The sequence below is a fragment of the Nitrospirota bacterium genome (assembly GCA_040757595.1).
Lineage (GTDB): Bacteria > Nitrospirota > Nitrospiria > Nitrospirales > Nitrospiraceae > JBFLWP01.
This window is the reverse complement of record JBFLWP010000003.1, coordinates 193,248-210,744: the sequence shown is the minus strand read 5'-3', so window position 1 is coordinate 210,744 and position 17,497 is coordinate 193,248. Positions and strand designations below refer to the sequence as shown.

Sequence of the window (17,497 nt, the reverse complement as noted above, 5' to 3'; positions counted from 1 at the left end):
CTTAATTCACGGCGCGAGGTTCGAGGTTCGTGGCACGAGGCAATGCCGAAGAAAACCCGTTGCTCGCATTAGTCTGATGCCCCGCGCCCCGCGCCTCGTGCCTCGCGCCCGGCGGTTGCGCGAGCGCCACCGCCGCGCCCCGCTCCAGCCGCTCCACCAGGGCCTGCACCGACCCGTTCATCATCCTGAGGAACGGCGAGGGATAGACTCCGATCCAGAAAATCATGACCGAGAGGGAGGCGGCGATCACCAGCTCGCGGACGTTCAGGTCCGTGAGCGCGTGGCTCACGGTCTGGGTCAGCGGCCCGAACATGGCCCGCTCGTAGTACCAGAGGAAATAGGCCGCCCCGAAAATCACCCCGGTCACCGCGATCGCCCCGTAGAGCCAGGAAGCCTGGAAGGTGCCCAGGAGGATCAGGAACTCCCCCACGAACCCGTTCGTCCCCGGCAGCCCGATCGAGGCCAGGCCGATGATCAGCAGGAACGTGGCCAGCAGCGGGAGCTTCTTGGCCAGGCCGCCGAAGGCCGAGAGGTTCGTCGTCTGCCGCCTCACGTAGAGGAACCCGGCCAGGAAGAAGAGGCCGGCCGTGCTGAAGCCCAGGTTGATCATCGTGAGCAGGCTGCCCTGGAGCCCCTGGAAGTTCAGCGCGAAGGTCCCCGCCACGACGAAGCCCAGGTGGCTGATGCTGCTGAAGGCCAGCAGCCGCCGGAAATCCGGCTGGATCAGGGCCACGATCGCCCCGTACACGATCGCCGCCAACGCCAGCGCCATCATGACCGCGACCACGCCCTCGCTCCTGGCCGCGTCCGGGAGCAACGGCAGGCTGAACCGCAGGAAACCGTAGGTCCCGAGTTTGACCCCGGCCAGGACCACCGACATGCCGATCGGCCCTTCCAGCAGGGCGTCCGGCAGCCAGGTGTGGAACGGAAAGATCGGCGCCTTGAAGGCCAGCCCGAGGAAGATGAGCCAGAAGATCAGGATCTGCTTGTCCGTGGGGATCGGGATGGCCAGCAATTGCAGGAAATCGAACGTGTAGGCCGGCTCGATGTGGTGCGTCACGGCCCACTGGTGGTAGTTCAGGTCCAGGAGCACGATCCCGACCAGCATGAACACGCTGCCCAGGAGCGTGTAGAGGACGTACTTGAGGGCCGCGTACTGCCGCTCGACCCCGCCCCAGAGCTTGATCAGGAAGTAGCTGGGGATCAGCATCAGCTCCCAGAAGACGAAGAAGAGGATCAAGTCCAGCGACTCGAAGATCCCCATGACCATCGTCTCCAGGCTCAGCAGCGCGATGAAGTAGGTCTTGATCTGGTGGCGCACCGTGTCCCAGGAGTACAGCACGATCAGCACAGTGAGGAAGGCCGTGAGCGGCACGAACAGGATGCTGATGCCGTCCAGCGCCAGGTGGTAGCTGATTCCGAGCGGGGGAATCCAGTTCAGCCGCTCGGAGAACTGCATGGCCGGGGACTCGGGGACGAAGCGGAGCAGCACGACGACCGTCAGCGCCAGCTCCAGGAGCGACACGGCCAGCGCGACGTTCTTGATCAGGTCCTCCTCGTCCAGCAGCCACAGGGCGATGGCCCCCAGGAGCGGGAAGAAGAGGATCGCCGAGAGGATCGGAAACCCGAATGTCAGCTCTTCAAGCATAAAATCGCGTCATGTGCCGCTCGTGAAGCGTGAAGCGCTAAAGACAACCACCGGCCTGGGATTCGCCCGCACCCTCCTACGTCCAACGCTTCACGTTTCACGCTTCACGTTCCTTACCGCCACGCCACCCCGATGCCGGATGAGCCGCTCCACCAGGCGAGGATCAGGTGGACCAGGATGAAGAGTCCGGCCACGATGATGGCCGCGTAATGGTGCACCTGTCCGGACTGCAACTGCCGCCAGGAGCGGGCTGCCAGGTGGTTGGCGTAACCCACGACGTTCAGGAACCCGTAAATCACGTGTTTCTCGATCCAGGTGCTGGCCGCCGAGCCCGACTGGGTCATCTGCCCCACCCCGAGGACGATCCGGTCGATGACGTTCCGGTCGAACCAGTCCCAGACCTGTCCCAGACGCTTGGTGGGCTCCACGAACAGCAGGTCGTAGAGCTCGTCCACGTAGTACTTGTTCAAGAGCGTCGTGTAGGCGCCGGGCAGGCGCGCGGCCAACTCCGGCGCGGCCTCGGGGCGGACGCTGTACAGGTAATGGGCCAGGCCCCACCCGGCCAGCGCGATCGCGGTCGCCACTCCCATCAGCGTCGCGAGGAGCCCGAAGCCGATCTCGTGCCCGCCTTCGCCTCCCGCCGACACCGTCACGGGGTGCAGGAAGTGATGGAACCAGCCGGCCTCCGGCGGGACGCCGGGGAAGCCGCCGATCACCGACAGGGCCGCGAGCACCACGAGCGGCCCGATCATGACCGGAGGCGACTCGTGGATGTGCTCGGCCGTATGGTGGTCCACGCGAGACTGGCCGTAGAAGGTCAGGTACGTGAGCCGGAACATATAGAAGGCCGTCAGGAAGGCCCCGACCGCCGCCATCGCGTAGAGGGCGTAGTAGCCGTGCGTGAAGGCGTGGGCCAGGATCTCGTCCTTGCTCCAGAACCCGGACAGGGGGAAGATGCCGGCGATCGCCAGCGTCCCGACGAGGAACAGGCCGTGGGTCCAGGGAATCCTGGACTTCAAGCCGCCCATTTTGCGGATGTCCTGCTCGCCGTGAAGGGCGTGGATGACGGAGCCGGCCGACAGGAACAGCAGCGCCTTGAAGAACGCATGGGTCATCAGGTGGAAGATCGCGGCCGTGTAAGCCCCGATCCCGCAGGCCAGGAACATGTAGCCGAGCTGGCTGACCGTGGAATAGGCCAGCACCCGCTTGATGTCCGTCTGGACGAGCCCGATCGTCGCGGCGAAGAGGGCCGTGCCGCCGCCGATCCAGGCCACCGTGGTCATGGCCACCGGCGCCATGTCGTAGAGCACGTGGTTGCGCACGATCATGTACACGCCGGCCGTGACCATCGTGGCGGCGTGGATCAACGCGCTGACCGGCGTCGGCCCCTCCATCGCGTCGGGCAGCCAGGTGTACAGGGGGACCTGGGCGGACTTTCCGACCGCCCCGATCAGCAGACAGAGGGCGATCGCCGTCGCCATCCCGGTCGAGAGGTGGCCCGCCTGGGCGAAGACCTGGGTGTAGTCCAGCGTCTTGAAGTTCATGAAGACGAGGAAGATCGCCAGGAGGAAGCCGGCGTCCCCGATCCGGTTCACGACGAAGGCCTTGGTCGCCGCCTTGGCCGCCGAGACCCGGTCGAAGTAGTAGCCGATCAGCAGGTAGGAGCAGAGCCCCACGCCCTCCCAGCCGATGAAGAGGACCAGGTAGTTGTTCCCCATCACCAGCAGGAGCATGGACACCATGAACAGGTTCATGTAGGTGAAGAAGCGGGTGAACCCCTCCTCCCCGTGCATGTACCCGACCGAATAGAGGTGGATGAAGAACCCGACGCCGGTCACGACCAGCAGCATGACGCAGGTCAGCGGATCAATCAGGAAGGCCAGGTTGACCGTGAGGTCGCCGCCGAAGATCCAGCGATAGGCCACCACTTCGCGCGGAACGCCCGTGTGGAGCGTGTCGGCGAAGACCCAGATCGCGCAGAGGAACGACAGCCCCACCGAGCCCCAGGCCAGCCGGTGTGCCACCTCGTGCGAGTAACGGTGCCCCAGCAGGCCGTTCAGGAGCACGGCCAGGAGCGGAAAGGTCGGGATCAGAAGGACGAGCAGCTCGAACACGTTACCACTTTAAGAGATTCATTTCATCCACGTTGGTCGACAGTTTGCCGCGGAACACGACGATGATGATCGCCAGGCCCACCGCCGCCTCGCCGGCCGCGATCGCGATCACGAACAGCGCCACGATCTGGCCCGCCATGGACTCCAGATAGTGAGAGAAGGCGACCAGGTTGATGTTGGCCGCGTTCAGCATGACCTCGACCGCCATCAAGACGATGATGAAGTTCCGGCGGATCAGCACGCCGATCAGGCCGGTCGCGAACAGGATCGCGCTCACGGCCACGTATGCGCTCAATGGAACCATAACAATCGTCGTTCGTCTCTCGTCGCTCGTAAAGCGTTAGGGATCTTTCTTCGCTTCACGCTTCACGCTTCACGCTTCACGCTTCACGCTTCACGTTCGTCCGTTGAAGAAGGGGTTTTCGCCAGCACGATCGCCCCGATGATGGCGCCCAGCAGGAAGACCCCGACGATCTCGAACGGCAGCAGGTAGTCGCTGAACATCTTGATCCCGACGGCGTGGCTCGGCCCGGTCTGGAGCACCGTGTCCGCCGGGGCATCGCCGCGCGCGCCGCCGAACGGAGACCGCAGCACCAGCAGCAGGAGCTCCCCGCAGACCGCGACGGCGGCAAAGAGGATCACCGCGTAGCGGGTGTGGAGGTACCGCTCGTCCGTCTTCAGGTTGAGGAGCATCAGCACGAACAGGTAGAGCACCAGGATGGCGCCCGCGTAGACGATGATCTGGACGGCGAAGAGGAACTCGGCGTTGAGGAGCACGAACAGTCCGGCCACGTGCAGCAGCAGCGTCAGCAGCGCCAGGCCGCAGTGCACGGGGTTCCGCAGCGCAACCGTGAGCACCCCGGCGGCAATGCTTACCAGGGAAAAATAGACGAAGAACAGCAGGATCATGGATGTCGAATCAGGTCAGGTGTTTCGGCGGCGGCTGCGTCGGTTTCTGGACCGACTGGGGAAAGAAGTACCGGTAGTCGCGGCTCCACTGGTCGTCCTTCTCCTGGTTGTGGGCCACCAAATACTTCTTCGCGTCAGCCAAATGCCGTTCCCCGATCTCGTAGAGCCGCCGTTTATCGAACAGGAGGGTCCGTTTGTCGTGGGTGGAATACTCGTAGAGCTTGGTCATCGCCAGCGCGTTGACCGGGCAGGCCTCCACGCAGTACCCGCAAAACACGCACTTCGTGATGTCGATGTAAAACTCGCTCGCGTACCGCTGGAGCGGCAGATCCCTGTTCTCCGCACTGATGACTTTGATGCAGCGGGAGGGGCAGGCCGCCTCGCACAGGTCGCACCCCACGCAGCGCTCCCGCCCATCGTCGTAGCGCAGCAGGCCCAGCGCGCCCCGGTGCGTGTCCGGGATCGTCCGCTGCTCCCGCGGGTACTGGAAGGTGATCGGCCGATGGAACATGTGTTTGAAGGTCACTTTCATCGCGTCCCAAATCTCATAGAACAGGGCCGCCTGCAGAACCTTCCTCGTCAGCGCGCCGACGCTCATGCTCCTCTCCCGATCCCTTCGCTGCCGCGAAGCCGCGACAGCCTACTCCTCTCCTCAGGCCTTTTCAATAGAGACGCGCGCCAGCTTGAACGAGGGAACCCCCGTGACGGCGTCGACCTCGACCGGCATCAGGTCCTTGACCGGCGGCTCGTTGAAATGCTCGGGGAAGAAGCAGCTCCCAGGCAGCACCGACGGGTCCGCTTGCACCCCCATCTCCAGCGAGCCGCGCTCCGAAATGACGCGGACCCGTCCGCCCGCCCCTCCCGATCCCTCCGGGCTCCGGGAACCCAGCCCCAATCGCTCCAGGTCCTGCCCGTTCATCCGCAGCCGTCCGGTGTTCGGTGCGATCCGGATCAACCCGGAGGCCTGTGTGGAGAGCTTGCCGGAATGGTAGAGCACCTGCCCCATGAGCAGAGTGAACGACTGATCGTGAGAGGTGAGACGTGAAGCGCGAGAGGCGCCCCCGTCCGAATACCGGTCCGCCACCTCGGCCGCGAAGCCGTCGGCCAGATAGGCGTCTGGTGTCGGGGCGAGCTTCCGGGGCTGGCCGAGGTTGTAGTAGCCGGGCAGCAGCTTCATGATCTCGTTCTGGATGTCCTGCGGCGATTCATAATCGAGCGGGTAGCCCAGGCCGCTGGACAGCGCCGTCATGATGTACCAGTCGGGGAGGCTCTCCCCGATCGGATCCATCGTCTGGCGGACGCGCTGGACCTTGCCCTCCTGATTGGTCACGGTCCCGTCCTTCTCCGCGAACGTGCAGGCGGGCAGGACGAAGTGGGCCAGTTGCGCGGTCTCGGTCAAAAAAGGATCCTGGCAGATCAGCAAATCGAGATTGGACAGCGCCTCCTTGACCTCCAGCGAAGCCGGCAGCGTGGCGACCGGATTCTCCCCAATCACGTACAGGGCCTTGATCGCTCCGCTCCGGCAGCGTTTGAGGATCTCCATCAAACCGGCGCCGTCTTTCGCAGGCGGCAACTGGGCCGGCGAGTCGCCTCCCCAGGCCTTCGCGAACTTGGCCCGCGCCGCTTCGTCCCCGAACCGGGCCTGGCCCGGCAGGAACTCCGGCGCCGCACCCATGTCCGCCGCTCCCTGCTCGTTGGCCTCCTCGACCACCGTGTTGATCCCGCAACCGGGCCTTCCCAGCTTGCCGGTCACCCAGGCCAGGTCCACCGCGGTCAGGACGTGCCGGTAGCCGCCCGCCCGCCGGACGATCCCTTCGCCGCAGATGATCACCGCGCGCGGCGCTTCCGCGAAGATGGCGGCGCACTCGCGGATCTGCTCCGCCGGCACCCCGGTCTGGGCGGCCACCGCTTCCAGCGACACCGCCGCCACCGCCCGTTTGAGCGCGGCGAAGGCCTGCGGATGCTTCCCCGTCGCCTCCTCGTCGATGAGGTCCTGCTCGACCACCGCCTTGACCAGCCCCTGGAGGAAGAGTCCCTCGGTGCCCGGCTTGACGAGCATCGGGTGGGACGCCAGCTTCGCGATGTTGGTCATGGCCGAATCCACGACGATCACCTGCGCGCCGTACGTGCGGATCGCCTGCTTCACGCGCACGCTGGCCAGGGGGTTCGTCTCGGTGATGTTGGACCCGACCACGAGGATGGCCTTGGCCTTGGTGATGTCCTCGGAGTCGTTCGTCATCCGGCCCGCGCCGAGCGCCTTCCGGACCGCGTGGACGAAGTTCATGTGGCCGTACCGCGCGCTCGAGTCGAGCTGGTTGGTCCCGATCGCCACCCGCATGAGCTTCTGGAACAGGTACAGATCCTCGTTCGTGCAGCGCGCCGTGATCAGGCCCGCGATGGCCCGAGGCCCGTGCTGGGCCTTGATCTCGGCCAGCCGGTCCACGAGCCGGTGCATCGTCTCCAGCCAGGGAGCCTCGACCAGACGGTCGTCCTGCCGGACCAGGGGCATTCCCAGCCGGCTCTTGTTGTCGATGAACTGAAAGCCGAACCGGCCCCGCACGCAGAGCCCGCCGTGGCCCTTCACGGTCTCGGCCCGGTCTCCCCATTTGTTCTTCCAGGACAGGGGCGACGTGACGCGGACCACTTCCGTGTCCTTGGTCTCGACGTGCATCTGGCAGCCGTCCCCGCAGTAGTTGCAGGTGGTCGTGGTCTTCTTCAGCTGCCAGGGCTTGTAGAGGTACTTGGAGAACTTGTTCGTGATCGCCCCGACCGGGCAGACCGCCAGGCAGTCGCCGCAGAACTCGCAGGAGAGCGCGACGTCGCCCTTGGCCACCACCTGGTTGAAGCCGCCCTTCTTCATGAACTGGAGCGCGTCGATCATCTGCACGTCCTTGCAGATGTTGATGCACTCGCCGCAGGCGATGCAGCGGTTCATGTTGAAGTCGAGCACGAGGCTGCGCGTGTCCTCCGGGATCAGCTTCTGCTTGGCGTTGGCCAGACTGGTCACCCGGTGCAGGAACGCCATGTCCTGGAGCTCGCAGTGGCCGTCCGCGTCGCAGACCGGGCAGTCCAGCGGGTGGACCGACAGGTGCTTCTCGACCGCCTTCTTGCGGGCCTGGAAGAGTTCGTCGCCGTCCGTCCGGATCACCATGCCGGCCGTGGCCTTGGCCGTGCAGGAGCGGACCGGCGCCTTCTTGCCCTCCTGCATCACCAGGCACATGCCGCAGGAGCCGAAGGGGTCGAAGGTGTAGTGGTAGCACATCGCGGGGATGATCTTCCCCGTGCTGGCGATCACGTCGTACAGCGAGACCCCGTCCTTGGCCGTGACGGTCTGACCGTCGATGGTCAGCTCGATCGTCGCCGCTTCGACTTCGGGATTGGTGGCCGGTTTCAGAGCCATGTCTCAACTCCGTAAAACGTGAAACGTAAGACGTGAAACGAAACCCCACCGCGGCTTCTCACGTTTCACCTCTCACCTTTCACGTCTTCAGCGGTCGCACTCCCCCATGACGATGTCGTAGGTCCCGAAGATCGTCACGGCGTCCGCGATCATGTAGCCCCGCGCCATATAATCGAACGCGCCCATGTGAATGAACGACGGGGCGCGGATCTTCAGCCGGTAGGGCTTCCCGCCGCCCGCGCTGACGATGTAGAAGCCCAGCTCGCCCTTGTGGGCCTCGGTCCCGCAGTAGACCTCGCCCTTCGGCGCGTCGAACCCCTGCGAGAAGAGCTTGAACTGCTGGATCATGGACTCCAGGTTCGTGAAGACCCGCTCCTTCTTCGGCAGGGTGACGCTGGGGACGTCGGCCATGATCGGGCCTTCCGGCATCTGGGCCAGGCACTGCTTGATGATCTTGACGCTCTCGCGCATCTCCTCGACCCGGATCCAGTACCGGTCGTAGGTGTCGCCGTTCTTGCCCACCGGGACGCTGAACTCGCACCGGGGATAGGCCCCGTAGGCCTCGTACTTGCGCAGGTCGTAGTCCACGCCGGACCCGCGGAGCGTCGGGCCGCTGAGCCCGAAGTTAACCGCGTCCTCCGCCGAGATCACCGCCACGCCCTTCGTCCGGGCGAGCCAGATGCGGTTCTTCTCCAGGAACACGACGTACTCGTCAATCTTCGGCAGGAAGTAGTCGAGGAAGCGCCGGAGCTTCTCGATCAGCGCAGGCGTCAGGTCCCGCTCCACCCCGCCGATCCGGTACCAGCTCGTCGTCAGGCGCGCCCCGCAGAGCTCGTCGAACCAGTCGAGGAGGATCTCCCGGTCGCGGAACGTGTAGAAGAAGACCGTCATGGCCCCAATGTCGAGGGCCTGCGTGCCCAGCCAGAACTGGTGCCCGATGATCCGCTGCACCTCCGCGACGATCGTGCGCAGGTACTCGGCCCGCTCCGGCACGGTGACGTTCATCAGCTTCTCGACCGCGCGGCAGTAGGCGAAGTTGTTGTACATCGCGCAGACGTAGTCCAGCCGGTCCGTGTGCGGGATGAACTGCTGGTAGGTCCCGTCCTCCGCCAGCTTCTCGACTCCCCGGTGGAGGAAGCCCATGACCGGCGTGGACTTGACGATCCGCTCCCCTTCCAACTCCAGGATCACCTTCAGCACCCCGTGCGTGCTCGGATGCTGCGGTCCCATGTTGAGGAGCAGCTCCTCGGTTCGGACGAGCGGGAGCGTATCAGTCTCCGGATGGTCGGGATCGACCCTGTAAACGGTCTGTCGTTGATCTTCCAATTTCACGCGTAGAAAAAGTTTGGAGTTTGTAGTTTTGAGTGTTTAGTTATCAGGCTCCAGCCAATTCAAAACTCAAAATTCACAATTCAACACTATGTCTCGTTCAGGAACTCGAACGTGTCCCGCCACCCCTTTCCCTGCACCGGAAAGTCTTTCCGGAGCGGGTACCCTTCGGAATAATCGTCCGGCATCAGGATGCGGCGCAGGTCCGGGTGGTTGCGGAACCGGATGCCCATCATGTCGTAGACCTCGCGCTCCATGAAGTTGGCGCCCTTCCAGATGTCCGTCAGGGAGTCCACCGTGCAATCGGCCTCGGGCACGCGGGTCTTCAGCCGGATCCGATGCCGCTTCCGGATCGAATAGAACTCGTAGACGACTTCGAACCGCCCCTCGTCGTCCGGCCAGTCCACCGAGCTCACGTGGACGATGTAGTCGAAATCCATCCCCGGGTCGTCGTGGAGGAATCGCGCCACGCCGTGGAGGGCCTCCCGTTTGACGGTCACGGCCAAATCCCCGCGCCACTCCACGGCCTGAACGAAGGACTCGGGAAACTTCTGCTGGATGCGCTCGGCTATCGGATGCATCTCAAACTATCGTGATGGGTGATGCGTGACGCAGAGGGAAAAATCTCCGGACCGCTTTTCAACCCGTTACCCATCGCTCATCACCCATCACGCTTTGACGGCGTCCGGCTGCTTGGTGAAGACCCGCTTCTGCATGATCCGCTCCTGCAGCTTGAGGATGCCGTCGAACAGAGCTTCGGGCGTGGGCGGGCAGCCGGGCACGTAGATGTCCACCGGCACGAACCGGTCCACGCCCTGGACGACGCTGTAACTGTCGTAGATGTTGCCGGAGGTCGCGCAGGACCCCATGGCGATCACGTACTTGGGTTCCGGCATCTGATCGTAGATCTTGCGGATCACGGGCGCCATCCGGCGACAGACCGTGCCGGCCACGATCATCAGGTCGGACTGGCGCGGCGACGCCCGGAAGACGCCAGCCCCGTACCGGTCCATGTCGTAGCGGGAGGAGACGGCCGCGATCATCTCGATCGCACAGCAGGCGAGCCCGAACGTCATGGGCCAGAGCGAGCCCTTGCGTGCCCAGTTGACGGCCTTCTCGACCGTCGTGGTGATCACGTCCAGTTGCCCATCCTTCTCGTGCCGTCCGATCTGGATCAAGCCCATCTCGAAGCCCCGTGTTCGGTGATGCGTGACAAGTGCCACGCCAATGAACCGACGCGGAGACACGGCGAGGGGGCGACGCGGCGATCTCCATCTCCGAGTCCCCGTGTCGCCCCATCCCCGCGTCGTCCGTCACTCATCACGCGTCACCCGTCACCCATTCAGTCCCACTCCAGCGCGCCTTTGCGCCACGCGTACACGTAGGCGACCAGGAACAGGCCGATGAAGATCAGCATCTCGACCAGACCGATGAGCCCGATCTTGTCGAAGACGACCGCCCAGGGATACAGGAAGATCACCTCGATATCGAAGATGACGAACAGCATCGCGAAGATGTAATAGCGGACGGGGAAGGGCATCCGGGCATCGGAGAAGGGCTCGCTGCCGCATTCGTAGGCGCTGAGCTTCTCCGGTTCCGGATACTTGGGCTGGACCAAATAGCTGATGACCAACGTGACCACGCCGAAGGCCAGCGCGATCACGATGAACAGCAGAACCGGGAAGTAGCGGCCTAAATACTCAAGGAGCAGCTCCATCCCGCTCATGTCACCTCACGTCCAACACCTTGACTTCCAACGGAGATTCGGCATCTTAGACTCTCCCTCCGCGCAAGATCAAGCGAACAAAGGACCTAACGGCGCCCCTCCCGAAAGCCCTACACGGCTTTCGATCAAGAATTATATCTCCTTATTTTCTCTATGGTTGCGAACGGCTGGCCTGTTCCCGCAGCTTGGATCGAAGAGGGTTTGCCACGATGGCCGGCTGTGAGGTCTAGCGAGACCGCTTCATCCTGTCTGGCGGGGTGCGGAGATCGGCTGGGGGCCGGCCCGACGCTGCTTCCCATTCCGCCTCGAACGGCGGCACAGCTTTGGCCTTCTTGCGCCGAGGGATCTGGGTCTCGATGCGGCGTCTGGGGGACGCCGGACGGTCCTGTTGAGCTTGGGGTCTCGTCGTCTCGCTCATCGTTCCCTCCGAGCCGGACGGATGAATGGCCGCGGTCAAGCGTAGCACCCTCCGAAACCGAAACGCAAACCACGGCGGCAGCAAGCCTGGGAGCGCATCGGCTTCGGACTTTGCTTGACAACCGCCTGTGTTTTGCTATCGTGGCGGCATTGCTTGGAATCGCATGACCACATTTCGCCTCTGCACACTGCTCAGCACCCTCGGATGGATCCTGCTCTGGACTGCGCCCGCCTTGTGTGAACCTCCGGATCAAAAAACCGGCGTGGACCGTGTGCGGGTCGGGGAGCCGGCCCTGGCCTTCGCCGCCGGATTCATCCGCCCATCCCTTCCGCAGGACGGGGTTGTCAGCCAGATTTCCGGTGACACCGTCTCGGGCGGCAACCGAATCCTGCTTGGGGCCAACGAGGCGATCTTTCTCCGCTTGAGCGGTTCGCGCCAGGTCGCCGCGGGCGACGCCCTCACCATCTATCGCCGGATCTCCGAGGTGTTCCATCCCTTCACCGGCCAGCTCCTGGGCAACCTGTATGCGATCGTCGGCATCGTCAACGTCACGAAAGTCACGCAGGATCTGGCGTCCGTCCGCATCGTCCGCGCCTATGGACCCATCACCCCCGGGGACAGCGCCATGCAGTTTGTTCCCCCGCCGCCTCCGGAGGCGGCGCCGGCCGGCCGGCAGCCACCCGTCGCCCAGGGCACCATCGTGGCGATCCCGCCCCAGCACTTCCTCATCGGACAGGGCCAGGCAGTGTACATCGACCAGGGTCGGAGGGACGGGCTCTACGTCGGGGATCGGCTCGAGGTCTTCCGGGTCACGACCGGCCTGCCCATGCGTCTCATCGGCGAGATCAAGGTTCTGGCCGTGGAGGAGTCCACCGCCACCACGCAAATCGTCCGCTCGTTGGTCCCGTTCCTGAAAGGCGACCGAGTGACGTTCAAGCCGCCTGTGGCGAAGGAATTGGCAAAGGGCGCCGAAGGGGCTGCACCCGCAGAATCGGTGAGCGAAGAACTGGAGCGGCTGGAGAGCGCCAGCCGGGAATCGGAGGCGAAAGAGGCTCCGCAGGAGGCGCAGGCTGGTCAGCAATCCCCCGAGGCCTTGCTGGCTGACCTGGCTCGACAACTGGAGTTCGACCCGGGCGAGGCCCCGGTCAAGCCGAAGGGGCTCCCGATCCTCAAACGCATCGGCGAGATCCTCAAGCAGATCCCGGACAAACGGGCGCGGATCGAAGGCCATGCGGACGACCGCCCGATCGGTCCGTCGCTGAAAGGGCTGTTCCCCGGCAACCAGGAACTCTCCGAAGCCAGGGCGGCCGGCGTCGTGAAGTACCTGGTCGAAGAGGAAGGAGTCGACCCGTCCACCCTGTCCGCGGTGGGCCACGGCGACACCAAGCCGGTGGCCAACAACAAGACGGAAGCGGGACGAAAGCAAAACCGTCGAATCGAGATCGTCCTGCTTCCGATGGAGTCGCCGGCCCCTCCGTCAGCGCCGGGCGGCCCAGCCGAGGCACCTCCTCCCGCCCCGGCCCAGCCGCAGACCGCAGCGCCCCCTGCCTCCACGCCGCCTGCGCCATAACCGAGAACCGCCACGACCGCACGATTGTCCCCTGCTCCCCCGCTTGCTAGAATGGTCCATGCTCCGGTCCGGCCGCGCCGCTCAGCCCGTCCGCACAGACCGAACGCCTGATCCCCGTTCCCCCGAGCCGGCGACACCTGACCAGATCCACCCGGGTCGGTACGCAGAAGTCGTCGTTCCGCGCCACCTGTACCGGTCGTTCACCTATCTGATCCCGGACCGGCTGCGCGGGCAAGTCGGGGTCGGCAGTCTGGTCCTTGTTCCCTTCGGCCCCAGCCGGATTCAGGGCGTCATCGTCGCGCTCCCCGAGCGACTCACCGGCACCGTGGGGGCCGGGGGGCCGAGCATCGGGCGCTTGCGCGAAATCCTGCCTCCGGCCGATGGGACAAGCCCAACGGAAGTCCCGCCAGAGCTCTTGGAGCTGACCCGCCTAGTCGCCGACCGGTACCTGGCCCCCTGGGGGCAATGTCTCCGTCTCGCCCTTCCCGCCATATCCGCCTCATCCGCCGCCAAATCGCCCCGATCGCGCCGGCGCGGCGCGCCGGCACGCCCTGCCGACCGAACGGAGGAGGCGACGACGTCTCAGACCACGGCCCTCCCCCCAGTCCCCGAAGCCTGGCAGGACCGACTCTCTGCCGCATTGGCCTCTCCGCGCTATGCGACGTGGCTCGTCCAGGCGCCTGCCGGGGTCCGGCTCGCCTGCCTGATGGATTTGACGGGCAAGACCCTGGATCGGGACCGATCCGTGCTGGCCATCACTCCGGAAGTCTCGCACGCCGTCATGCTGGCACAGCTCGCCCGGGCCCGATGGGGCGAGCGGGTCGCGCTGCTTCACGGCGGCCTGGCCCCCGCCCAGCGCAACGAGGCTTGGGAACGGATCAGATCCGGGGCCGTGCGAGTGGTCATCGGCACGAGGTCGGCCGTCTTCGCCCCGCTCGATTCGTTGGGCTTGCTCTACGTGGACCGTGAAGACGACGCGGCGCTCAAAGAAGAGCAGGAACCCCGGTACCATGCGGGGGGCGTCGCGAGGCTCCGCGCCGAGCAGCATGGGGCGGTTCTCCTGCTCGGCTCCTCTCATCCGTCACTGGAGGCCATGCGCCTGGTCGCTTCCGAGGCGAGGCTGACCTTGGACGCCGAGAGTCCTTCCAACGTCCCGAACCTCCAACTCATCGACCTCCGCCGGACGCCCCACGGCACGCTCCTGACCCCACCGCTGATCGCAGCCATCCGCACGGCCCTCGAAGCTCGTACAGGCCGGCTGAGCGTGATCCTCTTCCTGAACCGGAAGGGATTCGCCCCGGCGTTGCTCTGCCGGGACTGCGGCGCCGTTCCACGCTGCTCTCGCTGCAGCGTCGCGCTCACCCTCTACCGGCGGAGCGGACGGCTCGCCTGCCACTCCTGCGGGGCTTCACAGCCGATTCCCGACACCTGCCCGGCCTGCCGTGCGGCGCAACTCGATCCGATCGGGTTCGGAACGGAACGGCTCGAGGAGGACTTGCGGCGGCTCTTTCCTACCGCCCGGATCGGACGGCTCGACAAGGACACGGCCCGCACGCAGGGACAAGCGGAGGCGATCCGCCGGCGCGCCGCGGGCGGCGAGCTGGACGTGTTGATCGGCACCCAGATGCTCTTTCAGGGTCCGCCCCTGCCCCGAGTGGAGCTGGTGGGCCTTCCCCATGCGGATGCCGGGCTCCACCTGCCGGACTTCCGGGCCGCGGAACGGACCTTCCACATGCTGCAGGAAGCCGTGGGCCTGGCCCTTCCTGGCCAGGCTGGCGGCCAGGTCCTCCTCCAGACCTACCTGCCCACCCACCATGCGATCGCCGCCGTCGCCGGCCAGCAGCCGGGCCTCTTCTACGAGCAGGAATCGGCCTTCCGCCAGGCCCTGGGCTATCCGCCCTTCACTCACCTCATCAGCCTGCATGTTTCAGGGAAGAACCCCAGGCTGGTGCAGCGGGCGGCAGAGGGGTGGGCGAACCGGCTCAGGGCTGCCGCGCCAAGCCGGCCCCCGGACGAGGTGACCATCATGGGCCCCATCCCCGCCCCGCACGCGCAGCTCCGGGGCCGGCACCGCTGGCATTTGCTCGTGAAGTCGGCCGACGCCGAAGCGGCGCGTCGGACCGTCAGAGTCACGCTGGACCAATTGGAATCGGAGAGGACCGTGCGGAACGTGAAGTTCGAGGTGGACGTGGATCCGGTGGAGATGGGCTAACCCAACAAGGCAGAAGCAGGAACGCTGAAGCCTGCCGGTTCCCTTCGAACTTCAGACCTCCGTGTTCTTCCACACCATCCGCTTGAAGATGCCGTAGGAGAGAGTCATCCAGAAGACGCCGGAGAAGACCCCGAACAGCACCGCCCGGAGGATCTCCCCCATCTGCGTCTCAGACGGCTGGTCCGTGACCATTCTGATCTGGACCATCGTGACGAACGGCCAGGCGACGCACTCGATTCCCAACAGGAGGGTCGCCCAGGCCCAGACCGCGGCGGCCCCTCCCCCCATCTGGCCGGCCACGGGCTGGCCAGTATGCCGGGGCCCCCTGCCCCGCCAGGCCAGGAACCAGGCGACAGCCAGCGCGAAGGCTGCCGCGACCGTCGGCGCCAGATCGCTCCAGATCAGCCAGAAGCCGACCGTCACCACGACGGCGCCGAGGACTGCGTTCAGGCGGACAAGCCCCATGCTCACACGGCTCGGATAGAGCGGGCAGTGTGAATCGTCCGCCCCGGCGAAGTCAATCCTGGCCCGGAGTTGTGCCGGCAGTCCGTTCCAGGTAAGGTGTCGTCGCCACCCCACGGTGGAGTGCTTTGTGCCAACGCGACTGGTCGTCTTCACGGACCTCGACGGGAGCTTGCTGGACGCCCGCTCCTACTCGTTCGCTGCCGCCAGGGAAGCGCTCGGCGCGCTGCGGGCCAGCGGGGCACCCCTCGTCCTGGTCTCGAGCAAGACCAGGGCGGAGATCGAGTCGATCCGGTATCGCCTGGAGCATCGGCATCCCTTCGTCGTCGAAAACGGCGGGGCCGTCGTGATCCCCACCGGGTACTTCGGCGGGCCCGTGGCGGGAGCGGCGTACCGCGGGCCGTACCAGGTGATCGAGCTCGGCGTTTCCTACGAGCGCCTGCGTTCGGCCCTGAGGGAAATCGCCAAGGCCCTCGGCTGCCCGCTGCGCGGGTTCGGGGACATGGCCGTCGGCGAGATCGCATCCCGCACGGGACTTTCGCTCGCCGACGCCGCCCTGGCAAAGCAACGGGAATATGACGAGCCCTTCGTGGTCGAGGGACGAGCTGCGCCGCTGAAGGAGATCGGCAAGCAAGCCGAGGCGCGGGGGCTTCGCTGCACGCGAGGGGGGCGGTTCTTCCACTTGACGGGGGACGGCGACAAGGGGCGCGCCTGTCGCCTCCTGATCGACGCCTATCGCCGGCTCGCCCCCGGCGGAGACCGGCTCGTGACCGCGGGGATCGGCGACAGCCTCAACGACCTCCCCATGCTGGCCGTCGTGGACCGGCCGGTACTGGTCCGACGCCCGGACGGATCGTACGACCCAGAGGCGTCGTTGCCGAACCTGCTCCGCGCACCGGGGATCGGCCCGGCCGGCTGGAACCAGGCGGTCCGCCAACTCCTGCTTCAAAAATGGGGTTAGAAGGTTCCTCCCCTAGCCCCGAGCCCCATCAGAGGTGTGTGAGGTCGTCCTTGTTCTGTTCTCCGCCTCTGCCGAACTGCCGCTCCAGGAACTGCCGGGCCAGATCCCTCGCGCCGAGGCCGAAGGCCAGCGCCACGGCCAGTACCACACCGCCAAACGCAAGGCCGAACCCGACCACCACGATCTGTTGCGCGATGCCGAGCTGCTCGAGCGCCATGGCGGCGGCCACCAGTTGCACGCCCCAGCGCGAACAGGCCGCGACCAGGCGGGCAGGCCGCAGGCCGGCGTTCACCGCGGCAATGAGAACCGCCTGCGAGATGAAGTTGGAGAGCAGGTAGCCGGCAGTCAGAATCAAGGCGGCGGTAAACAGGTGCGGGATGTACGCCAGCAGCGCGCGCGTAAACTGGTTGACCGGCTGGAGGTTCAGCGCCTCGAGGCTGGCCATCGTCGCGAAGATTACCGTGCTCCAGTAGGCCGCACGCCCGACCAGATGCGACGGATCGGCCTTCACGCCTCCCCGCGCCAGCGCGGCGTTCACGCCGAGGCGGTTGCACAGATGGTCCAGCCCGACCACGCGGAGAAACCGCTCGATGAGGGACCCGAGCCCCCAAGCTGCCACGAGCCCGGCAGACAGGATGATGCCCATCGCGAGCAGATTCGGCAGCAGCGCCAACACCCTCCGGCCCAGATCTTCCAGCGGGCCCAGCAACGCCGTCTCCCAGAATTCCGTCATGGTCTCCTCCCTCCC

Annotated in this window: 15 protein-coding genes; 3 read left to right on the top strand and 12 right to left on the bottom strand. The window is 65.6% G+C overall.

From position 1 onward, the window contains the following. Position 1 precedes the first annotated feature (1 nt). From AB1411_04640 to ndhC, 10 genes are all read right to left on the bottom strand, one after another. Complete coding sequence (locus AB1411_04640) at positions 2–1,648, bottom strand: NADH-quinone oxidoreductase subunit M (protein MEW6542882.1); 1,647 nt, start codon at positions 1,646–1,648, stop codon at positions 2–4. Between the two features lie 113 nt (positions 1,649–1,761). After that, positions 1,762–3,762, bottom strand: a complete 2,001-nt coding sequence (gene nuoL / locus AB1411_04635; GenBank protein ID MEW6542881.1) for an NADH-quinone oxidoreductase subunit L — start codon at positions 3,760–3,762, stop codon at positions 1,762–1,764. Position 3,763: 1 nt separating this feature from the next. After that, a complete protein-coding gene (gene nuoK / locus AB1411_04630; protein MEW6542880.1) occupies positions 3,764–4,066 on the bottom strand; it encodes an NADH-quinone oxidoreductase subunit NuoK in 303 nt (100 codons plus the stop codon). A gap of 83 nt (positions 4,067–4,149) precedes the next feature. After that, entirely contained in the window at positions 4,150–4,671 is a 522-nt protein-coding gene (locus tag AB1411_04625) for an NADH-quinone oxidoreductase subunit J (GenBank protein ID MEW6542879.1), read from the bottom strand. A 10-nt stretch (positions 4,672–4,681) separates the two neighbouring features. After that, positions 4,682–5,269, bottom strand: coding sequence for an NADH-quinone oxidoreductase subunit NuoI (gene nuoI / locus AB1411_04620; GenBank protein MEW6542878.1), 588 nt, complete (start codon positions 5,267–5,269; stop codon positions 4,682–4,684). Positions 5,270–5,323: 54 nt separating this feature from the next. Further along, positions 5,324–8,071, bottom strand: coding sequence for a molybdopterin-dependent oxidoreductase (locus AB1411_04615; GenBank protein MEW6542877.1), 2,748 nt, complete (start codon positions 8,069–8,071; stop codon positions 5,324–5,326). Positions 8,072–8,158: 87 nt separating this feature from the next. Continuing rightward, a complete protein-coding gene (nuoD, locus tag AB1411_04610) occupies positions 8,159–9,403 on the bottom strand; it encodes an NADH dehydrogenase (quinone) subunit D (protein MEW6542876.1) in 1,245 nt (414 codons plus the stop codon). Positions 9,404–9,489: 86 nt separating this feature from the next. Beyond that, positions 9,490–9,981, bottom strand: coding sequence for an NADH-quinone oxidoreductase subunit C (locus tag AB1411_04605; GenBank protein ID MEW6542875.1), 492 nt, complete (start codon positions 9,979–9,981; stop codon positions 9,490–9,492). Positions 9,982–10,068: 87 nt separating this feature from the next. Further along, positions 10,069–10,584: an NADH-quinone oxidoreductase subunit B family protein gene (locus AB1411_04600; protein ID MEW6542874.1), complete on the bottom strand. Its 516-nt coding sequence runs from the start codon at positions 10,582–10,584 to the stop codon at positions 10,069–10,071. 158 nt (positions 10,585–10,742) lie between these two features. Then, positions 10,743–11,126, bottom strand: coding sequence for an NADH-quinone oxidoreductase subunit A (ndhC, locus tag AB1411_04595; GenBank protein MEW6542873.1), 384 nt, complete (start codon positions 11,124–11,126; stop codon positions 10,743–10,745). A 581-nt stretch (positions 11,127–11,707) separates the two neighbouring features. Here ndhC and AB1411_04590 point away from each other — a divergent pair. Together AB1411_04590 and priA are read left to right on the top strand one after the other, a co-directional pair. Beyond that, positions 11,708–13,114, top strand: coding sequence for a flagellar motor protein MotB (locus AB1411_04590; protein ID MEW6542872.1), 1,407 nt, complete (start codon positions 11,708–11,710; stop codon positions 13,112–13,114). Positions 13,115–13,172: 58 nt separating this feature from the next. Further along, positions 13,173–15,326, top strand: a complete 2,154-nt coding sequence (gene priA, locus AB1411_04585) for a primosomal protein N' (protein MEW6542871.1) — start codon at positions 13,173–13,175, stop codon at positions 15,324–15,326. A gap of 51 nt (positions 15,327–15,377) precedes the next feature. Here priA and AB1411_04580 read toward each other — a convergent pair whose 3' ends face one another. Then, positions 15,378–15,797, bottom strand: a complete 420-nt coding sequence (locus AB1411_04580) for a hypothetical protein (protein MEW6542870.1) — start codon at positions 15,795–15,797, stop codon at positions 15,378–15,380. A 121-nt stretch (positions 15,798–15,918) separates the two neighbouring features. Here AB1411_04580 and AB1411_04575 point away from each other — a divergent pair, with 121 nt between their 5' ends. Then, on the top strand, positions 15,919–16,749 hold the full coding sequence (locus AB1411_04575; GenBank protein ID MEW6542869.1) for an HAD-IIB family hydrolase: 831 nt from the start codon (positions 15,919–15,921) through the stop codon (positions 16,747–16,749). Positions 16,750–16,777: 28 nt separating this feature from the next. Here the strand turns inward: AB1411_04575 and AB1411_04570 are convergent, their stop codons facing one another. Next, entirely contained in the window at positions 16,778–17,482 is a 705-nt protein-coding gene (locus AB1411_04570; GenBank protein MEW6542868.1) for a hypothetical protein, read from the bottom strand. Positions 17,483–17,497 lie beyond the last annotated feature (15 nt).

Excerpts from the sequence above, each read along its gene's own strand:
- AB1411_04600 (MEW6542874.1), bottom strand. The coding sequence starts at position 10,584 with ATGGGCTTGATCCAGATCGGACGGCACGAGAAGGATGGGCAACTGGAC.
- AB1411_04590 (MEW6542872.1), top strand. The coding sequence starts at position 11,708 with ATGACCACATTTCGCCTCTGCACACTGCTCAGCACCCTCGGATGGATC.
- AB1411_04640 (MEW6542882.1), bottom strand. The coding sequence starts at position 1,648 with ATGCTTGAAGAGCTGACATTCGGGTTTCCGATCCTCTCGGCGATCCTC.
- nuoI (MEW6542878.1), bottom strand. The coding sequence starts at position 5,269 with ATGAGCGTCGGCGCGCTGACGAGGAAGGTTCTGCAGGCGGCCCTGTTC.
- AB1411_04570 (MEW6542868.1), bottom strand. The coding sequence starts at position 17,482 with ATGACGGAATTCTGGGAGACGGCGTTGCTGGGCCCGCTGGAAGATCTG.
- AB1411_04615 (MEW6542877.1), bottom strand. The coding sequence starts at position 8,071 with ATGGCTCTGAAACCGGCCACCAATCCCGAAGTCGAAGCGGCGACGATC.
- ndhC (MEW6542873.1), bottom strand. The coding sequence starts at position 11,126 with ATGAGCGGGATGGAGCTGCTCCTTGAGTATTTAGGCCGCTACTTCCCG.
- priA (MEW6542871.1), top strand. The coding sequence starts at position 13,173 with ATGCTCCGGTCCGGCCGCGCCGCTCAGCCCGTCCGCACAGACCGAACG.
- AB1411_04605 (MEW6542875.1), bottom strand. The coding sequence starts at position 9,981 with ATGCATCCGATAGCCGAGCGCATCCAGCAGAAGTTTCCCGAGTCCTTC.
- AB1411_04625 (MEW6542879.1), bottom strand. The coding sequence starts at position 4,671 with ATGATCCTGCTGTTCTTCGTCTATTTTTCCCTGGTAAGCATTGCCGCC.
- nuoK (MEW6542880.1), bottom strand. The coding sequence starts at position 4,066 with ATGGTTCCATTGAGCGCATACGTGGCCGTGAGCGCGATCCTGTTCGCG.